The organism is Pelagibacterium halotolerans (assembly GCF_044811015.1).
Lineage (GTDB): Bacteria > Pseudomonadota > Alphaproteobacteria > Rhizobiales > Devosiaceae > Pelagibacterium > Pelagibacterium halotolerans_A.
The window spans coordinates 1780318-1798876 of the sequence record NZ_CP085243.1; the positions used below are offsets into that span (position 1 = coordinate 1780318).

Genomic DNA, 18559 nt, shown 5'->3' on the forward strand with positions numbered 1-18559 from the left:
GCCCCGGGTTTCGGCGCGTCACCCGAACTTCGGCTGCCGCTTTTCGAGAAATGCCTTCAGGCCTTCTTCGGCATCCGCACCGGTTTGACTGAGCGCCGCTGCGAGGCTTTCGGTATAGAGTCCATCCTCGGCGGACATGTTGGCGATTCGCGCTATCGACTGGATGACGAGATAATTGACGGCACTTGAATTGGACGCGATCTGACGCGCGAGTTCCTCTGCCTTACCAAGCGCACCACCAGTTTCGGTGAGATAATGTACGAGACCGAGGTGCTCCCCTTCCTCGGCGGAATAGGTGCGTCCGGTAAGCATCATCTCGGTCAGCCTGTCCGCCCCGATGATATTGGCGACCCGGACCGAAGCTCCACCACCAACGAAAATCCCCCGCTGGCCTTCGGGCATACGGAACCGAACGTCAGGCTCGGCAACGCGAACATGACATGCCGCGGCGATTTCAAGCCCGCCCCCCATAACCGCACCAGTCATCGCGGCAACGACGGGAATACCGCCAAGTTGGATGCGCTGCGCAACGGCGTGCCAGTCCCGCGAATGACGCATGACGTCGAGCGGTTCGCGACGGACCTGCTCGGACAGATCGAGGCCGGCAGAGAAGTGACCTCCGCTGCCCGAGAGAATTGCGACCCGGACGCCCGCCGGGATATCGGAGAAGAACGCACGTAGCCCATCGATGACGGCATCGTTGATCGCATTGCGTTTTTCCGGACGATTGAAGGTAAGATAGGCAATCTCGCCTTCAATCCGCGTTTCCAATACCGCGTTACTGTCGGTCACCCGCTTCTCCTCATCGCTACTCTCCGCGCAGGGCTTTGACCTGCGCCACTGTTTATGAGAATGTTATAGTACATAACAATAAAGAGTGCCAGCCATGAATGTGATCAGGGGTGAATGCGAATATCCGGTCGCTCGTCCACTATCCCTTGCGTTTGCATGCGCGCGCCGGGATAAGGTTCGTGATGCGCGCGCAGTCGAGCGGGAGCGAAGGATATGACCGAAATCGCGAATCAGAGCCCTCGGAAAGCGGGAAGCAGGTTCACTGCAACGCCGGTTACATCGATCGTCGGATTCCAGCTCCGCCGGGCCCAGCTCAGCGTTTTCCAGCGGTTTCAACAGCATTTCGCCGATCATGACGTCCGCCCGGCGGAATATTCCGTGCTCGCGCTCATCGCGAACAATCCCGGCTGCAAGCAGATCGACATCGCCCGAGTTCTGGGGATCAAACGGGCCAATTTCGCAGCGCTGATGAATCGGCTCGATGCACGCGGCTGGACCGAGCGCCATGCGGCGGAAGGCGACAAACGCTCGCAAGCGCTGTTTCTGACCGAGGCCGGCGAAAAGCTCATGGTCGAACTCGACGCGCTGCAGGCCGAGTTCGAGCGAATCTGCGTCGAACAGCTCGGCGGAGAGGCGGAGCGGGATACGCTTGTCATGCTGCTGAGACGGTTGTCCGAACTTTAAACTATCCCCGCTCGAACGCCGCAATGACATCTTGCGGGATCGGCGCAGCGCGGATGGCATCGGGGTTGTCGGGGTGGCGTTCGGCCCAAACCCGGACTTCATGGGCGACAATCGCCTCCTCTTCACCGTGGAAGAGGCGATGCTCTACCCTGAAGCTCGTGCGCTTGAACGCCTCGACGCGCGACTGGATCGAGACAACGTCACCATAGCGGGCAGGCTTGGAAAACGACGCGCCAGTATCGACCATCGGAATGCCGGCGATGCCAAATTTCTTTGTCCAGGCGATCTTCTTCATGCCGAGCGCGGCTTCGAAAAGATGCGCGGTCGACGCGTCGAACATCCTGAAATAGTTAGGGTAATAGACGATCCCCGCGGGATCGCAGTCGCCGAATTCGATCTCGACGGTGCGGGTGTGAACAAACATCGGGCGTCCTATTTGGGCTGCATCCGCAAGGCGCCGTCGAGCCTGACGATTTCGCCGTTGAGATAGTCGTTGTCAATCATCGCCAGAGCGAGGCTGGCAAATTCCCTGGGATCGCCCAGGCGAGCCGGATAGGGAATGGCAGCGCCGAGGGCGGCCTGGGTTTCCTCGGGCAATTCCTCGAGCAGCGGCGTCTTGAAAAGGCCCGGCGCGATGGTGAGCACACGGATGCCGAAACGCGCCAACTCGCGCGCGACCGGCAGGGTGAGTGCAGCGATACCGCCCTTCGATGCCGCATAGGCGGCCTGTCCGATCTGCCCTTCGAAAGCAGCGACAGACGCCGTCGAGATGATGACGCCGCGCGCGCCGGTGACATCGGGTTCGCCAACGCTCATCCGCGCTCCAACGAGCCGGATCATATTGAACGTGCCGATGAGATTGACCCGGACGACGCGCTCGAAATCCTCGAGTGGCATCGGCCCGTCGCGCCCCACCACCCGGCTCGCGGTGCCAATGCCCGCGCAATTGACGAGAACCGCAGGAGCACCGAACGCTGCGATGCAGGTTTCAAGCGCCGCTTCCGCGCTACGCGGATCGGCAACGTCGCAGGCGCAGAAGGTGCCGCCGATCTCTTCGGCGAACGCCGCGCCCTTTTTCGCGTCGCGGTCCAGAACGCCGACCTTTGCCCCCTTGTCCGCCAGCGCGCGCGCCGTCGCGGCCCCGAGCCCCGACGCGCCACCGGTGACGATGGCCAGACGGTCTTTCACCTGCATGGATCAGGCCTCCATATTCTCGATCAAGAGTGCAATACCCTGCCCACCGCCGATACATGCCGACGCAATGCCATAGCGCAATCCCGACCGGCGCAGCTCGTATCCCAACGTCAGCGCCAGCCGCACGCCCGTCGCACCGAGCGGATGGCCAAGCGCGATGGCGCCACCATTGACGTTGAGCTTGTCCTCATCGAGCCCCAACTCTTGCACGCAAGCAAGCACCTGCGCACCGTAGGCTTCATTGATCTCGATGCGGTCGATCTGATCGAGGCCCAGCCCACTTGCGTCGAGCACTGCGCGGATCGCAGGGGCTGGCCCGATGCCCATGATGTGCGGCGGCACACCGACGGCCGCGCTGCAGATCATGCGGGCAAGCGGCTTGATGCCATTGCGTTCACAATAGGTCTTCGAGCCGACGAGCGCTGCTGCGGCGCCATCGACGATGGCCGAGGAGTTCCCGCCGGTCTGCACCCCGCCAAAGGCCGGGCGCAGCTTGGAAAGAACCTCGAAGGGCGAGGGCCGGATATGACTGTCCGCATCGACACCCTCGACACCGCGCCCAAGCTTGATGCCCCGTGGCTCCAACCCGTCACGCTCGAACGCTTCGGTGACAACCGGGGTAATCTCCTCACTGAAAAGCCCCTTCTCGCGCGCCGATATCGCACGCTCGAAACTGCGCGAGGCGTAGCGGTCGACTTCCTCGCGGGTGATGCCATAGTCGCGGGCGAGGTTTTCAGCCGTATCGCCCATCGAACAGCGCGCGGCGGGATCGAGCAACGCTTCCCAGAGGAAGTCCTTGAACTCGACCTGCCCCATGGTAAAGCCGTTGCGGTGGGTGTAGGCGGCGATGGGGTTGCGGCTCATGGATTCCGCGCCGACGCCGAGAACGAGATCGGCACGCCCAAGCGAGATCGTGTCGGCGGCCTGGCTAAGGACCTCGATACCGGTTCCGCAAATGCGCTGAACGAGATGGGCAGGCCGGTCAACCGGGACGCCTGCATAAAGCCCGATATGGCGCGGCGTCACATAGGCGTCGTAAGAGGCTTGCGCCATCGAGCCGGCAATCGTCGTCCCGATGTCTTCGGGCGATACACCGGTTTTGGCAATGGCCGCACGGGCCGCCTTGATCCCCAGATCGATGGGTGAGATCATCGAGAGCGCGCCGCGATAGTCGACGAACGGCGTGCGGGCGCCATCGATCAGGTAGGCGTTTTCGAATTTGGCCTGAAGGCCATGCGATGCGGTTGTCACGCTAGGCGCCCTTTCTTTTGAACTGGAGAACACTGGCCGGTACGGGATCGGCGTAGAGCGCGGAGAATTTGTCGGCACGCGCGGCGATCACGGCGCGCTGATTGATCGAGCCTTTGTCGGTCACCTCGCCCGCCTCCATGCTGGGTGGGCTGTCGAGGAGCACGGCACGGGCGATGTGGCTGGCGCTGCCGGTCGCCTGAGCCGCGAGCGCGTCCATAGCGTCCTGGAAGAAGGCAACGACCTTGGGATGCGCGGCCACTTCGGCGTCGCTTACGCTCCCGTCGAGCCCCGCATGCCGCCGGCAAGCCTCGAAATCGGGGAAGATCAATCCGCCGATATAGTTCCTGTCGGCACCGGTCACGACGATATCGCGGATCATCGGATTGCACGCTGCGATCGCCCCGGTCCGTACGCTAGCGGTATTGACCCATGTACCGGTCGAAAGCTTAAAATCTTCGGTAACACGGCCATCGAAGACGAAGCCACGCGAAACATCGTCTGGATCGGCGAATTTCAGAGCATCCCCGATCTTGTAGAATCCCTCCTCGTCGAACGATTCTGCAGTCTTGTCGGGCTGCTTCCAGTATCCAGGGGTGATCGAGGGGCCCTTGAGCCGCAATTCGAGCTTTTCGGCATTTGGCACCAGCTTGATCTCGAGCCCGGCTGCCGGAAGCCCAATGAGGCCGGCGCGGTCGACCGCCCAGGTCGTCGTGAACGCGAAAGGCGCGGTTTCGGTTGAGCCATAGCCGGTAATAATCATGATGCGCTCGCCGGTGGCCGATGTAGCGGCGGCGTCAAGGCCATCCCAGACGTGTTGGGCCAAGCTCGCTCCGGCATATTGGAGCACCTTTAGGTCCCTGAAAAAGGTCTCGCGCAGGCGCTGGTTCTCACTCAGGTGACCGACCAGCAGCTCATAACCCTTGGGCACGTTGCTATAGAAGGTTGGCGATATCTCTTCGAGATTTCGGACCGTCCGTTTGATGCCGTCGGGAGTAGCAACGCCATCGTCGATATAGAAGGTGCCGCCGTTATAGAGCACAATCCCGAAATTATGACTGCCGCCGGCGACATGGTTCCAGGGCATCCAGTCGACCATAACGGGAGGCTTGTCGGTGAGGAAGGCGAGTGCAGTACGGATCATCTCCTGGTTGCAAGTGAGCATGCGCTGGGTCGTGATGACCGCCTTGGGCATGCCCGTCGAACCGGAGGTGAAAAGAAATTTTGCAATTGTGTCCGGGCCGACCGATGCATTGGCCGCATCAACCGCATCGGTCACCGGTCCGCCTCGAACATCCTCGAAGAGTTCAGACGAACGGTCCTTGAGTGGGTTCTTGCGCACGAGGACCGGAACGTCGGGGCTAAAGACCGCATCGATCGCCGGACCGAAACGGTCCCCATCGCTTGCATAGACCATACCCGGTTCAAGCAAGCCGACGATATGCCGAAGCTTGGCAAAATCCTTCGAAATGATGGAATAGGCAGGCGACAAGGGTGCATAGGGCACGCCAACGAGCATGGCCGCAAGCCCCATAAGCGCGTGCTCGATCTCATTTCCCGAAAGGATGACCAACGGATGCTCGGCACTCAGTCCCGAATTGAGAAGGCGCTGCGCAACCGGCTGGATCGCTGCCCAGGCTTCGCCATAAGTCAGTTGCCGCCATGCACCACCTTCATCCCTGTCGGCAAGGAAGACGGCATCGGGAGTTTCGCGCGCCCAGTGTGCAAGCCGGTCCGTCAGAGTACGTGCCGCAGCAGGGAGCGGTTCTGTCGAACGCGCATAGATGATGCCGTTCCCGCCCCTTTCGACGGCGACATCCATTCGCCCCATCCGAACACACCGATAGCCCGACGCGTTGGCCATGCTTTCCTCCCTTGCTAATTGTTATATTTCATAACAATATCGAATGTACAGATCAAGCCGCCATTTCGGCGTGTGCTCGAAGAGGGAGGAGCCACCTTATGCAGGACCCGAAGCGCTCGGCAAAAGCCTCATCATCCGCAGCAGCCGCCTTCGACGCTGCGGGCGATTCAGAGGGCGCACGCGATATCGGTGCACTCGATGACGCCGCCAGCGCCGTCAGCCGTAAGCTTTCCGCGCACCGTGCCGGCCTAGTCGAGCGCCTGATCTATGGTCCGCTTCCGGGCATCGACGAATTGCGAGAGGGGGGCCGTATCTGCGCCACGCTCGAAAGCGAGGCCAATCCAATTCTCTCTTCCGCAATCGACATGTTGCAAAAAGGTGCCGCCTTCACGGCGGATGGCAAGCTGTCCGGAGAACTGCGCGAAACCATCGCGAAAGCGGGCGCCTACGGACTGACCATCCCGCATACCCATGGTGGAAACGGTGGAAGCTACTTGCAACTCGCATGCCTCGAAGAAGCGCTCGCCGCGAACGGCCTGGGTGCACTTGCCGTTGAGCTTTCCGGCCAGTTGACTATCGGTGCGGGCTCGCTGCTTGGATATGGCAGCGACACGCAGCGGAGCACCTTTCTGCCTCTGGTCGCCGAAGGCGCGCTGATGGCGTTCGCGCTCACCGAGGTCGGCACGGGTATCAACGCCAAGAAGATCCAGGCCTATGTTGAAACCGACCCGGATGGAAACTACCGACTCTTTGCGGAAGGCTCAGGCAACAAGCTGTGGATCACCAATGCCCGTCATGGCGGCTTGGCGGCTATCGCCGCGCGTATCGGCAAGGATGGCAAGGAATTGGGGCTATTCATTACGCAATTCCCCGAGACAAACATTTCTATGGAAGAACACGGCTGGGCATTCCGGTGCGAGCCGTCTGGCGTCGATGCATTCACGGCCAATTACAACTCGCGGCTGCACTTCTCCAATTATCCCATCCCCGCAGCCAACCGCATCGCGGGCGATGGGGTCGAGGTCCTGTTTTATTGTCTGCGGCTCGGCCGTTGCATGCTCGCAGCGATGTCAGCCGGTTACCAACGCATGCTGGCCGGCGACGCCGTCCACTATGCCAAGGAGCGCCCCGGCGTAGGCGGCCTGGTGATCGGGCATGAATTGCCGCGGCTTGCGATCGGGCGGATGCTGGGTGGGGCGCTGCAAGCCCGCGCCCTCGCCTTCCTCGCCCTTGCCCAGGATGAGGCCAAGGCAGACCTTGCCGGCCTTCGGGACATCACCAAATCGGCGGCCGCCCAAACGGGACTCGAATCCATGATCGCGTGCGAGCACGTCCTGGGCGGACGAGCCTTCGACCGGGCAAGCCGGGTCAACGCGGCGCGCGCCAATCTGCACCTGTTCGGCATCGTCGAGGGCGAGGACGAAATGATCCGCATGGGGATGGTTCGCGATGTGACTCAGCGTTTCGTCGACGCCTATCTTGCGCCGCTTCTTGGAGAGTTGCATGCGGCCAACAAAGCCCCCGGTGGGCAATCGGTCAAGACGCGGGAGCGTTTCCTGCGGCTGAGTATCGGAGGCGCCTTCCGGCGCCCCGGCCCAGCGCTTCGGCTTCTTTTCAAGGTTGTGGCGTCGCCTGCAGCGCTCAAGCTGGGCGGCTGGATCGCACGTAATGCTCTTGCCGACCTAGTGCGCGTCCCCCTTGGCCTTGTCCCAGGCGCAATGCACCCGCGATACCGCTTATTGCCGCGATCGCTGCGGCAGCATGCCCGCTTCGCCGAACGGGAACTCCGCCGCATCCGTTGGCACTACTTGAAGCTCAGCCTGGCATTTCAACTCGAATTGACCACAATGCAGATTGCGCTGCAACGACTAGGCCAACGGATCGAATGGCTCACGTCGATCCTCGCCATTTGCCATCACGCTGCACAGCAAGACCAGAGCCAGTGGCACGTGGCATCGCTACAATCCCTGCTCTTGGGCGAACGTGTCAGAGCAAATGCAGCCGGGCTCGGAATTTCGGCCCTAAAAACGCTGCACAAAGCTGTCGTCGAAGTGGGACAAAGCGCTCAGCAGGACCGCTGCAGCCTCTTGAAAGACCTGGCGCCGGAGCAATACGCGCACCCATTCAGATAGCCGCTCCGCGACGCTCCATGCCAACCATTTGTATTCGCTCAAATACAATATATCCCTTAAGGCATCACCCCAACTATCTAAAATATAGCCCCTCAATATTGTTATTACTTATTTCGAATATAAGATCACTCTCCTCTGAGGTGAACGCATTATTCGAATCAATTCACTTTGGACAGCTAAGCTGCATGGCTGCTGGGAACCAAAAGTTGGGGGCAAAGTATATGCAAGAACAGACAGGACTGGGGCGTTTGTCACTCGGCACGATCAGGTGCGTGCGTGAAGTTTTGACGTATCAAAGCGTATCGCTCGCCGCCGAGCGTCTGGGCGTCACCCAGTCGGCAGTGTCTCAGCAGCTTGCGCGGTTTGAGAAGCTCTCCGGCATTCCCGTAATGGCGCGGAACGGTGGCAGCTTTGCGGTGCGGGGAGATGAGGTTGGCCGTCTTCTTGCGGCGATGGTCGAGGCAGCGGATACGCTTTCGCGGGTCGCGAGCGGCAACGGCAAATTCCGGCTCGGGCTTTGCGATGACTTGGCCGTATATTATTGCCACAGCATCGCCCTCTACCGCGAACTCGAGTGCGATTTCGACGTACATGTCGGCCACCCGTCCGGCCTTGCCGAAATGTTCGGTCGCGGGGAACTCGACGTCGTCATCCGGCCCTTGTTTCACCGCGAAGTCGAAATGGACCTGATGATGGAAATTCCATTGGTCTGGGTGACACTTGAGGGCAAGGCCGATCCTGCCGCAGCAGCGCCGGTTATCCTCGAAACTCATCTCTCTCCCTATGCCTACTATACGGAACGTCCCTTGCGTGAGGCGCGCGTCCCGTACAAAGTCGTCGCCCATATCGACGACTATTTGATCCGTTCCCGCTTTGTCGCCCAAGGCCTCGGCCATGCCGCCGTTCCAGCCTTTCTGCTCTCCGCCCTCCCAGAGGAGATCACGCAGACCCAGATCCTGCCGAGCCCTCACAACGTCAGATACGCTCTTTTCAGAAACAGCAAGACGATCTCTTACCGCGACGCCGAAACCATCTTCGAGCGGGTCAGAACGCAAATTGAAGACGGTCGACAGGTGCTTGAAAGAGTTTGATCGTCTAACTGATTGAAAGCGTTTTCAAAAGAACAGCGCCGTTACACCAGTATCACAGTACCGACAGTATCCTCGATCCACAGCTGTGTGCCACCATTTGTATAAAGGCTGAACCCGTCGATTGGCTCGCTAGGCTCGGCGTCAAGGACGAAGCCCGCCGCATTGACGGCATCGTCAGCATCACCGAAAACTTTCAGCGTGTCGGTAGTGTCCGACAGATCGAGCACATCCTGCAAGCTTAAGGCCAGAGTGTTGGCGCCCGATCCGGTGATGTCGATGGCCTCGATGCCGGTCACGTCGTTGCCGGCATCGAGGCCACCGGTGAAGTCTAGATCGATGTCCGCGCCGTCGAGCACGAGCACATCTGTGCCTTCTCCGCCATCGACCAGCACGAAGGTTGCGTCCGAGACGTGCAATACGTCATTGCCTTTGAGGCCGAGTAGTGTGTCCGCACCGCCACCGCCGATCAGCACGTCATCGCCGTCCGATCCGGTCAAAGGGTTCGGGCCTCCGTCGCCGGTTTGATCGATCCCCCCTGCAGTTTCCTTCGCAACAGCTTGGTCCGCACTGACATTCCCGGCTTCGTCCTTCGCTGCCACAACCACCGTCTCGCCGGGCGTAAGGCCAGACAAGTCGATATCGGTCGAGATCCATATCCCTTTTGCATTTGCAGCCGACGTGCCCGTCGATACGCCGTCGACGAGCACCTCGATGGTCTCACCGGGGCGGGCATACCCCCAAATACGGACCATATCCTCATAAGTCTTGAAGTCGCCGAGGGTACCGTAATCGTTCGACATGGCCTCGATCGTCGGCGCGGCGGTATCGATCGTAAGGGCAAGCTTTTCGGACATCTCCGACATATTGCCCGCGACATCCCACTGCCGGGCTTCGATGGCATAGCTGCCATCGGCCAGCGCGGTTCCGCTGTGATCGTAGCTCCAGTTGCCGGCAGCATCGGCAACAGCACTGCCAATAGCTGCGGTCCCGATGTAGACATCGACAACGGCGTCCGGCTCGGCCATTCCCGAGATAATCAATGTGTTGTCGTTGGTTACTCTATCGCTGGCGGATACGCCGCTATCCCCGGAAACGCCGGTGACCACGGGAGGTGCGGCCGAAGTGTCCACTGTCATGCTGAAGGATTCGGACGGGACGCTCACATTGCCGGAGGTATCCGCTGCTGTAGCGGTCAAGGTCCGGGTACCGTCCGTTAGCGCTCCGCTGGCGATGCTCCACTTGCCGGTAGCGTCTGCTGTCGCCGTTCCGACCAGGCTGGTGCCGTCATATAAGCTGACCACTGCCCCCGCCTCAGCCGTTCCGAAATATGTGGGTGTATCGTCATTCGTGATCGCATCGGATGCTGAACCGGTGATCCGGACGTTCTCCGAATCGCTCTCAATGCGCAAAATCATCGGAAAGGCCGGCGGCGTCACATCCGATGTCGGATCGCCGTCATAGGTCAGGACCGCTGGCGCACTCACGTTGCCCGAAGCGTCTGTTGCCGTCACCGTCGTTGCGCCCTGCGGTTGTGGATTTTTGCTGGTGGCTGTGAACCTGCCGTCAGGACCAGCGGTTGCGGTTGTTATCGTGCCGTCGGGCCACATAACCGAAACCGTCGAGCCAGGCTCGGCCGCGCCGGTCACTGTCACTGTGCCGTCTTCATTGGTCGTATCGGACAAGTTGCCGGGTTTGGCCGGCGCCGTCGTGTCGTCGGTCGTGTCCGCCCGGTAGGGCGCCGTCGCGGGATCGCTGGTATTGCCCGCACCGTCCGTCACTGTCACGGAAACCGTGCCTTGCGGCTGTGGGGTAGCGCTGCCGGCGGTAAACTTGCCCGTCTCATCGGCTGTGACTGTGCTGGTCGTCCCATCCGGCCAGGCGATCGTCACTTTCGCGCCAGGTTCAGCCGTGCCGGAGATTGCCATCGTTCCATCGGAATTGGTCCTGATGGACAGGCCGCCTGCGGCCTCCGGTGCGGCTGTATCGCTTGCGCCGCCGCCCGCGACCCCGAATGCGAGCAGCGCAGCCGCGGCGACCGCGGCTCCGGCGCCTGCGGACGATAGCCCAAGGGAGGCCATCGATCCATCGCCGAGTTCGGCAAGGCTGATGGAAACACCCGAATAGCGCGGCGTCAAAAATCCGGGAACCGTATCAACGAACCTGACCTGGACGAAATCCTCGGACGCTCCCCTTTCGAGCCCGATCACGCCGTCGGGATCTGCTTGCCGGACGAGAACCAGCGCCGGCTGCTCCGTGCCGAAAAAATCGTCAAGCCGAATCCGCTCTCCGTTCTGCAGGATTAAAATGAGATCGTCCCCCTCACGCCGATAAGCGAAGACATCTCCGACCGACACGTGCAACACGAGCTGGGATGCGTTGCCGACAGCAAGAACGGGCGACGCACCGTTCAACCTGCCCTGCCCCCTTTCACCTGAAAGCAGGTCGAGCACGTCATAGTCGATTTTCATTTATCACCTTCGCTTTTTGGGAATCGCTGAGCGGCGTTTTTCGGCAAGCAATGCGCACGATGTGCACGACGCGAAAACTAATAAGCAAATTAAGCGATAATGACCTTTTTTATTAATCAACTGTTTACCGGCAATTACGCGACGGCTCAGGTCATGGATTTGCGGGCGATCAACAAAGTGTTGATTCGCGGGCGTGTGGCACGTGAGGCTTGAAGTGGCGGATGGGTGGAATGCTGGCTTGTGCCAGAACCTAGCCCGGACTTCTCACACTGGCTACGCCCTTCGGGTCGGATTTTGGCGAGCTGGATACGGGTGCGGAGCGAAAAAGCGTATCGAGCATACGGTTTTCTCGCGCCGTGCCCAGAGGCGGTCCCCAAAGTCCGACCCGAAGGGCTGGTTGAACCGAAGGTCTGCACCAGCGAAAGTGGCGACAGTGTGCGCCAGAGAGCTTGCACGTATGTCCAAAACGCACGGCGCTCTCCGGCTACCCTCTCGCCACGTTGAACCAGCGCAGGGCATAGCCAGTGTGAGAAGTCCGGGCTAGAGGTCGAAGCTCACGCCTCCGACAAAAACTGCACAGGTATGGACACAGTCTGATGGGAAGGCCATCAGGGAAAGCGACCCCAGACGCGCGGCAAGACCTGCCAACGGTACGATATCCCCTACATGCAGCGGAAAGCGGCGGCCATAGACGGGATAGTAGGCCACGCCACCAAAACCCTCCAGAACGAGAGCCTCTTCCTCGACCAGCGGAACCGATACGAACCCCGCAACCGATGGCAGGGAATAGCTGTTGATGAAGGCACCGGCGGATATGTCGATATCCACTCCCTCCCATGTCAGTACCGCGCCGGGATTGAAGGCGTTATAGTCCCAGCCTTCGCTGCGCTCGGCGATATGATATGATGCCAGGGTGAGCGTCGCCCTATCCGGCGAGTTGTGCACGCACCCGCCGAGCACTGCACAGATCGCCATTAGCAGGACTGAAACCCTCCTGCTCATGGTGCCCGTTGCAGCCGGACAAGTACCATTGGAATGCGCAAATGCATTGCTGTCCGCCGGACTGGCAGTCGTCCATCGGGGTGCCATATGGCATATGCGGGGGAGATCAACACGAACTCATCCGTGGCGAAGTTGTCGATTTGCCACGTCTGAGCGTTCATTCACCTAATAGGCAAATTAACGCAAGTGCCACCGCGCGATAGCTCAGCCTCCCGGACTTGCCGTCGGCTTTTCGAACCATCGACACGCTGGTATGAAATGCATACCGATTGGACCGGAGCTACCTGATGAAGCCCTTTCTGCAACTCTTTCTTCTTTCGATTTTGGCTGCCACTCCACTCAAGGCCGCCGACCCTCATAAAACTGCGGCCATCGAACTCGCAGCCATTGAGGCGACCGTTGCAAGGGGCGTAATGTCGGACGGTGCGGCAATCGAGGTGCGCCTCGATACGCAAAGCACGCTTGCTCTCGCCGCCTTCACAGAGACGCATATGGACCAAGTCGTAGCGGTTTATGTGAGAGATAGACTGCTTGTTGCGCCCGTTGTCCGCGCACCCATTACCGGCGGCGTGCTGCAAATCTCCGGCTTCCAGGAAGAGGAGTCGGCGGAAGACATTGCGGAACGGCTTGAGGCCGGTGAAGTGATCAGGATAGTTGCCGAGGATTGAATGCCTCGGTCTTCGGTGCGACGCGACACAACGCTACACCTTCTGTACCGCTGGTCTCCCGCGCGCTGACAGGCCGCGATCACATTCTATCGGCTGACAGCCGTTAAGCTAATCTGATGAGGGACCAATAGAAGTCGAGGTCACAACGAAGGATCGATGCGCGGTATCATCCAATGGCTCGGATTGGGAAGAGGAGGTCCGGCCAGGAAACTGGGCTGCACCGGTCAATGCCGCATGCAGGGTAAACGGCGGCAGGACGAACAGAAACAGAAATGCCCATACGGGATAACGCATAAAACACAACCGGCAATAACAACCGGATGTACGCTACCAGCTGCGAGCGCTTGCCGCATTGCCGGGGTTAAGCCAGAGCAAATACCTGGCTATCGGAATTGCTGCAATTTTATCGAGCCATGCCGGGCTCGCTGACTGGAGGCGGCGCGTTACGGCGGTTGCCGGCAGGTACGCGACGGGCAAAGTTGATCGATAGCATCGATTCCAGTGTCAGATAGTTCCGCACGATCCTGAAAAGGAAATATTCAGGCAGCCCCAGAAGCGCCCTGAAATTGCCGTTCACCAGCGCGGCAAATATGGCCATGAGAATAGGAGCGCCCAGAATCAAAGCGATGATCATCTGTGCGGAAAGAGAAGACTGCTCATTTAGCGAGAAAGCGTAATTCACGAAGCTGAATATGACCAATGGCAGCCCCATTGCCCGGCGTGCGCTGTTGATCAGCATGAACGGCAATACCACCTTGCCGCGCACCGAGAACACCCAACTGTCGAGGTAGTTCCGGTTGCGCGCCGTAACGTGATAGACCGACCGGAACCAGCGCAATCGCTGTTCACGCAGATGACGCCACGTGTTGGGAACTTCCGACACGTAGGTAATCGACGGGTCGCCGAGCAAGCGATAGCCCGCTTCTCCGATGCGCAGGGATGCGTCCGTATCCTCGCCGTTCATCCCCTGCACGAAACCGCCGACCTCGCGCAACGCATCCGTGCGATACGCCGCGAACATGCCCGGAATGCCGACAATGGCATCGATCGCGCAATAGGCGACCTGATAATAGCCGTGCTTGAGCAGAACCTCGAGCGTACGCGGGCGGTCGAACGGACCGCCACCCGGCGCCAACGGCATTCCGCCAACCGCTCCGACATCCGGTCGCGCAAACAAACGCATTGTGCGGCGAATTGTGTGCGGACGGATCTGCGTATCGGCGTCGATCCTTATGAGGTAGGGCGTCTGGGTTAAGGCAATGCCATGATTCAACGCGATCGCCTTGCCCGGCGTCGTAACATCCACGACGTCTCCGTCAACGTGAGCGGCGGCATCGAGTGCCGCCTGAGCCCGTGCACGTGTATCGTCCTCCGAGCAGTTGTTGAGAACCAAAACGCGCACCGACCCGCCATACCGGGCCGCCGAAACGTCTATGGCTCCCAGGGTCCTGGCAATGACGTGGGCTTCGTTATGCGCCGGGATGATCACGGTCACCGGCGGCGCATAGGCGGTTCGCCTGCGGCCAATCGCGCGGATCGTGCCAAGAACATAGAGCATGAAGAACAGCGTAGGCAGGAACAGAAAAACGCCCGGCCCGGTGCCCCCCAGGAGCGCGACTTTACGCAGGTCGTTGATGGCCAGCAGGTCGAGCCGGTCGACGGCGATCGAGATGAAGATAGCGGCGATGACCACCATAAAGAGCAATATGGCGGATATCGGCTTGAAGCCGGAACGATAGGGCGTAGCGGCACGCGGAGGCATGGCACCACAGTCGAGCAACCGTATCGAGAAAACCAGGAACCCGGCCAACCCGGAAAAAATCTCGATGACGTGGATGGAATAAACGAGGCCAAAGGCCCTTTGCAAAACGATGTTTATAAGGTCGGTCGCGGCACACAGCAGTACGAAATAAATCGTCAGCTCGAAAAAGAGCCAAATGCGCACGCGCAGCGTCGCCCTTACCCCGCTCGCATATGCCGCAAAGAAAGACAGGATGAAAATGCGCAGCGGTAAAGAGTGCGTACCGGCGTAGGGCGAGAAAACGATGTCGTGGTTAGGAAATAGCTCCGCGAGCGCCGGCGTCCGGTTGACCAGCCAAGTCAACCAGACGCTGACGAGGACGAAGACCCCAAGCACCCAGGGTCCGGCCAAAGACGGTACCGGACATGTCAGGCGCTCGGGATTGCTGTCGACCGACCAGTAGCGGTGATCTCGCACGCCTGGGTTTCCTTCAGGTCCAGATGGCAACGACAACGTCCTGCGGGCCCAACCGATCCAGAAGCGGGGTCAGGTCCTCTTCGCCAGCGTCGTGCAGGCTGAGGACATCGTCATCGACAGCAGCGCCGGGCAGAGCGAGCCACAGGCCACCTGTCTTGCCGCTGCCGCTCCGCGACACACGGCTCGCGAAATCCAGAACTTGCCTGAACTCGGCCACCGTGAATACGGACAGCCGTACGCCATCCATTCCGTCGCCCTGCCCGAAGCGCATATCCGTGCGGGCGGGAACGAACTGGCTTAACATGGCCGTCGCGCGCATGGCCTGGGATGCGTTGAGGAGACTATCGACCTCGAAAACGACTGAACCGGCATTGGCAATAGTGCGTATCAAACGCGCCCAACCCCGCTCCGGCTGTTGGTCCGCTATCACAAGACGGGTCTCGGGCAGAAGCTGGGCCTTGACGCTGAGCCTGGCTTCGCAGACGTCGTCCGACGACGAGGTGTCGACCAGTTCTATGTCCAGAGCATTGGATATGTATTGAAGACTGGACGGCAACGCGACGGACCAGCGCTCGACGTCCGCCTGGCCATCCAGCCGCCGGCTCTCGAGCAAATGTCCGTTGAGCGAGACGTGAACCAGCCAGTCCGAGCCCGGCGTCAGTGGGCCAGTCTTCAGTGCGACATCCAGCCGCTCGGGCATCATGCCGTTTTCGAGGGCCGCCAGATCGTATTGCAGTCGCCAATGCCGTTTGCCGCGGAAATCGACCTCGGTGGTCGTAACGTCGAAATCGGCTGCAAACGCCGGCCACCCCACGGTTTCCGGTAAGCTCGCCCGCAACGCCGCAATGCGGCGCAAACCGGCGGCACCGCCGGCCAGAACCACATCGCCGTCCCGAGTCGTGAGCGGTTCATCGGCCTCGGGGACGAGTTCCAACGCCGGTGTCCTGTCGCCCTCGGAGAAGACTGTATCGATCCCACGGCGCGACAGGTAGTGGGCCAAGCCGATGGCGCGTGCCTGCTCCATCTCGGTTTCTCCCAGGTGGACGTTGAAAGGCTGCTGCATCGTGGCAACGATCACATCTCCGCCTTCGACGGGCGAAGCCGTCTCAACCGTGAGGACGCTTTGTTCGGCGAGCGTTATAGCAGCGCCGCTGTTGACGGCGCTGGTGGGACAAATCTGACCGCCCGTCGTCGTTCCGTTGGCAGCAAGTTCCACCTCTAGATAGGCGCCCAACAGGTCACCGCGTTCGACCGCGATGTCGATCTTGTGTTCCGCGATCCCCTCGTTGAGTACAATTTCGCCGCGCGGGCGTCCGTTGACGGCAACCGAAAGCCTGCCGTCACCGCCGTCGGCAATGTCAGAGCGGATCGTCAGATTGAGTTCACCCTGCTGCGCATCGAGACCGGAAGGCAGCGGAAAGCGGACTTGAGTACGGTCCGGAAAGCCCGCAAGGCCCACCCAGGTATCAGCCCGCGGGCGCGGAATGGTAAGAGTGTAAGAGATCGCATCGGCGGTCTCGGCATATGCCGCACCGCTGGCTTCATGCTGAACGGGTACGGACGGCTGTACCGCAGGAGCGGCACTGGCCTGGAGGACCGTCGAGTTCGCGGCCGTGTCGGTTCCCTGAGCGCCCGCTACAGGCGGCAGGTAAGCCGCGAGCGTGCGGTAGACAGGCGTGGTGATGGCGCTGAAATTGCCGTCGCGCGAATAGACGATAACGCCGCCGATCACGAGGAAGCTCATCACACCCAATAGCAGCAACCGTATAAAGTCACGCATTGGCGGCCTCCTTCATCTGCTCGCGGACGACGCCGGGGTTGTGGTTGGGAGTCCATACGGAACGGGCCGGAATGGCATCGAAATTGCAACGGTCGGCATATTGGGCCGCGATGTCCATCGTTTCGGACAAGAGATGATCCTCCAGAAGGATCGGCTGCAGCCCTAATGCGCGGAAGGTTGCGTTGGAGACGGCCAACGAATTTTCCGCCGCCTCACGGCGCGGATTATCGACAAAGGAGACCTCGGCGCCGGTCAGCTTGGCCACCAGGGCGGCCAAGTCACGCACGCGATGTGTTTCCGCCACCTGGTTGAGGATTTTGACTGCGTCGCCGCGCGCGGGCGGATTTTCCAGCGCCATTGCGATACAACGGACGGTATCCTGAATATGGATGAACGCGCGCGTCTGCCCTCCCGAGCCGTGGACGGTCAAGGGATGGCCGACCACGGCCTCCATCGCGAAACGGTTGAGGACCGTGCCGTAGTCGCCGTCGTAATCGAACCGGTTGATGAGGGCTGGATCGCGGCGTGTCTGGTCGGTCTGGGTACCCCAGACGATGCCCTGGTGCAAATCGGTGATCCGCAGCCGGTCATTCGCCGCGTAGAATTGGAACAGAAGCTGATCGAGCGATTTGGTCAGGTGATAGACGCTGCCCGGATTGGTCGGATAGAGGATTGAGCGGCGGTGATGCGCGCCGTCCCTGCCTTCCAAAAGCACGTCGAGATAGCCCTCGGGCAATTCGAGGTCCGCTGAATCATAGCCATAGACGCCCATGGTGCCCAGATGCACCAGATGACAGTCGAGCGCCAATTCCGATAGCGCGGCGAGCACGTTGTGCGTCCCGCGCACGTTGTTGTCCACGGTATAGGTTTTGTGCCGGGCATCCTTCATGGAGTAGGGCGCAGCCCGCTGCTCGGCGAAATGCACGACGGTGCCCGGCTTATAGCGCTCAAGCAGGCGACGAAGCGCCTCGTAGTCGGCGGCAATATCGATTCTTTCAAAGCCGATCTCAAAGCCGCTCACACGTTTCCAAGCCCTCAGCCGTTCGGCAATGCTCGAAATGGGAGTGAGGCTGTCGATCCCAAGTTCAGCATCGATTGTGCGGCGCGACAGATTGTCCGCAATGACCACATCAAAACCGATCGAGGATAGATGTAGGGCCGTCGGCCAGCCGCAGAACCCGTCTCCCCCAAGTACCAGAACTCTTTTATTCACACCGGACATACACGCTCCGTTTCTGTCAGGGCGCGGGTGCAACGCGTCGTCGCCATACCGCGCCAGCCTTCCCGCACGCGGCGTTTCGGGTAATGTTAACAATCCCTTAATGCGTGAGGACGGCGGTGTAATATGCGGAGAAACGGTGTTTGTCAGTTGGGATGATCCCAAACCCGTAAAATTCTGCGCAATTTGGCCAGCGTTT

The 18559-nt window shown here is 60.4% G+C and carries 14 protein-coding genes; 4 read left to right on the forward strand and 10 right to left on the reverse strand.

The genetic code is table 11. The features are described from left to right. Positions 1–18: 18 nt before the first annotated feature. Positions 19–792, reverse strand: coding sequence for a crotonase/enoyl-CoA hydratase family protein (locus tag LG281_RS08795; protein WP_404406394.1), 774 nt, complete (start codon positions 790–792; stop codon positions 19–21). Between the two features lie 213 nt (positions 793–1005). Between LG281_RS08795 and LG281_RS08800 the strand changes: the two genes are divergently transcribed. Further along, a complete protein-coding gene (locus LG281_RS08800; protein ID WP_404406396.1) occupies positions 1006–1476 on the forward strand; it encodes a MarR family winged helix-turn-helix transcriptional regulator in 471 nt (156 codons plus the stop codon). 1 nt (position 1477) lies between these two features. Here the strand turns inward: LG281_RS08800 and LG281_RS08805 are convergent, their stop codons facing one another. From LG281_RS08805 to LG281_RS08820, 4 genes are read right to left on the reverse strand one after another with little or no spacing between them, the layout of a single operon-like run. Then, positions 1478–1900 carry an acyl-CoA thioesterase gene (locus tag LG281_RS08805; RefSeq protein WP_404406398.1) on the reverse strand — a complete coding sequence of 141 codons (423 nt, stop codon included), beginning with the start codon at positions 1898–1900 and terminating at the stop codon, positions 1478–1480. A gap of 8 nt (positions 1901–1908) precedes the next feature. After that, the gene (locus LG281_RS08810) at positions 1909–2670 is read right to left on the reverse strand and encodes an SDR family NAD(P)-dependent oxidoreductase (RefSeq protein WP_404406400.1); all 762 of its coding nucleotides are present in this window, start codon (positions 2668–2670) and stop codon (positions 1909–1911) included. A 3-nt stretch (positions 2671–2673) separates the two neighbouring features. Further along, positions 2674–3921: a thiolase family protein gene (locus LG281_RS08815; RefSeq protein WP_404406402.1), complete on the reverse strand. Its 1248-nt coding sequence runs from the start codon at positions 3919–3921 to the stop codon at positions 2674–2676. A gap of 1 nt (position 3922) precedes the next feature. Next, positions 3923–5782 carry a feruloyl-CoA synthase gene (locus LG281_RS08820; RefSeq protein ID WP_404406404.1) on the reverse strand — a complete coding sequence of 620 codons (1860 nt, stop codon included), beginning with the start codon at positions 5780–5782 and terminating at the stop codon, positions 3923–3925. A 98-nt stretch (positions 5783–5880) separates the two neighbouring features. Between LG281_RS08820 and LG281_RS08825 the strand changes: the two genes are divergently transcribed. Together LG281_RS08825 and LG281_RS08830 are read left to right on the forward strand one after the other, a co-directional pair. Next, positions 5881–7914, forward strand: coding sequence for an acyl-CoA dehydrogenase family protein (locus LG281_RS08825; RefSeq protein ID WP_404406406.1), 2034 nt, complete (start codon positions 5881–5883; stop codon positions 7912–7914). Positions 7915–8186: 272 nt separating this feature from the next. Then, entirely contained in the window at positions 8187–9005 is an 819-nt protein-coding gene (locus LG281_RS08830; protein ID WP_404406408.1) for a LysR family transcriptional regulator, read from the forward strand. A 41-nt stretch (positions 9006–9046) separates the two neighbouring features. On the opposite strand, the gene LG281_RS08835 is transcribed toward LG281_RS08830, so the two are convergent. Next, positions 9047–11473 carry an Ig-like domain-containing protein gene (locus tag LG281_RS08835; protein WP_404406410.1) on the reverse strand — a complete coding sequence of 809 codons (2427 nt, stop codon included), beginning with the start codon at positions 11471–11473 and terminating at the stop codon, positions 9047–9049. Positions 11474–12013: 540 nt separating this feature from the next. Next, positions 12014–12475 carry a hypothetical protein gene (locus tag LG281_RS08840; protein WP_404406412.1) on the reverse strand — a complete coding sequence of 154 codons (462 nt, stop codon included), beginning with the start codon at positions 12473–12475 and terminating at the stop codon, positions 12014–12016. 287 nt (positions 12476–12762) lie between these two features. Here LG281_RS08840 and LG281_RS08845 point away from each other — a divergent pair, with 287 nt between their 5' ends. Further along, positions 12763–13143, forward strand: coding sequence for a SecDF P1 head subdomain-containing protein (locus tag LG281_RS08845; protein WP_404406414.1), 381 nt, complete (start codon positions 12763–12765; stop codon positions 13141–13143). A gap of 403 nt (positions 13144–13546) precedes the next feature. Here LG281_RS08845 and LG281_RS08850 read toward each other — a convergent pair whose 3' ends face one another. From LG281_RS08850 to LG281_RS08860, 3 genes are read right to left on the reverse strand one after another with little or no spacing between them, the layout of a single operon-like run. Continuing rightward, positions 13547–15361 carry a glycosyltransferase gene (locus LG281_RS08850; RefSeq protein ID WP_404406416.1) on the reverse strand — a complete coding sequence of 605 codons (1815 nt, stop codon included), beginning with the start codon at positions 15359–15361 and terminating at the stop codon, positions 13547–13549. A 13-nt stretch (positions 15362–15374) separates the two neighbouring features. After that, a complete protein-coding gene (locus LG281_RS08855; protein WP_404406418.1) occupies positions 15375–17141 on the reverse strand; it encodes a hypothetical protein in 1767 nt (588 codons plus the stop codon). Then, entirely contained in the window at positions 17134–18363 is a 1230-nt protein-coding gene (locus tag LG281_RS08860) for an NAD-dependent epimerase/dehydratase family protein (protein WP_404406420.1), read from the reverse strand. Before LG281_RS08860 ends, LG281_RS08855 begins: the two co-directional genes overlap by 8 nt. Positions 18364–18559: the final 196 nt, after the last annotated feature.

Excerpts from the sequence above, each read along its gene's own strand:
- LG281_RS08800 (WP_404406396.1), top strand. The coding sequence starts at position 1,006 with ATGACCGAAATCGCGAATCAGAGCCCTCGGAAAGCGGGAAGCAGGTTC.
- LG281_RS08805 (WP_404406398.1), bottom strand. The coding sequence starts at position 1,900 with ATGTTTGTTCACACCCGCACCGTCGAGATCGAATTCGGCGACTGCGAT.
- LG281_RS08810 (WP_404406400.1), bottom strand. The coding sequence starts at position 2,670 with ATGCAGGTGAAAGACCGTCTGGCCATCGTCACCGGTGGCGCGTCGGGG.
- LG281_RS08820 (WP_404406404.1), bottom strand. The coding sequence starts at position 5,782 with ATGGCCAACGCGTCGGGCTATCGGTGTGTTCGGATGGGGCGAATGGAT.
- LG281_RS08825 (WP_404406406.1), top strand. The coding sequence starts at position 5,881 with ATGCAGGACCCGAAGCGCTCGGCAAAAGCCTCATCATCCGCAGCAGCC.
- LG281_RS08835 (WP_404406410.1), bottom strand. The coding sequence starts at position 11,473 with ATGAAAATCGACTATGACGTGCTCGACCTGCTTTCAGGTGAAAGGGGG.
- LG281_RS08840 (WP_404406412.1), bottom strand. The coding sequence starts at position 12,475 with ATGAGCAGGAGGGTTTCAGTCCTGCTAATGGCGATCTGTGCAGTGCTC.
- LG281_RS08845 (WP_404406414.1), top strand. The coding sequence starts at position 12,763 with ATGAAGCCCTTTCTGCAACTCTTTCTTCTTTCGATTTTGGCTGCCACT.
- LG281_RS08855 (WP_404406418.1), bottom strand. The coding sequence starts at position 17,141 with ATGCGTGACTTTATACGGTTGCTGCTATTGGGTGTGATGAGCTTCCTC.
- LG281_RS08860 (WP_404406420.1), bottom strand. The coding sequence starts at position 18,363 with ATGTCCGGTGTGAATAAAAGAGTTCTGGTACTTGGGGGAGACGGGTTC.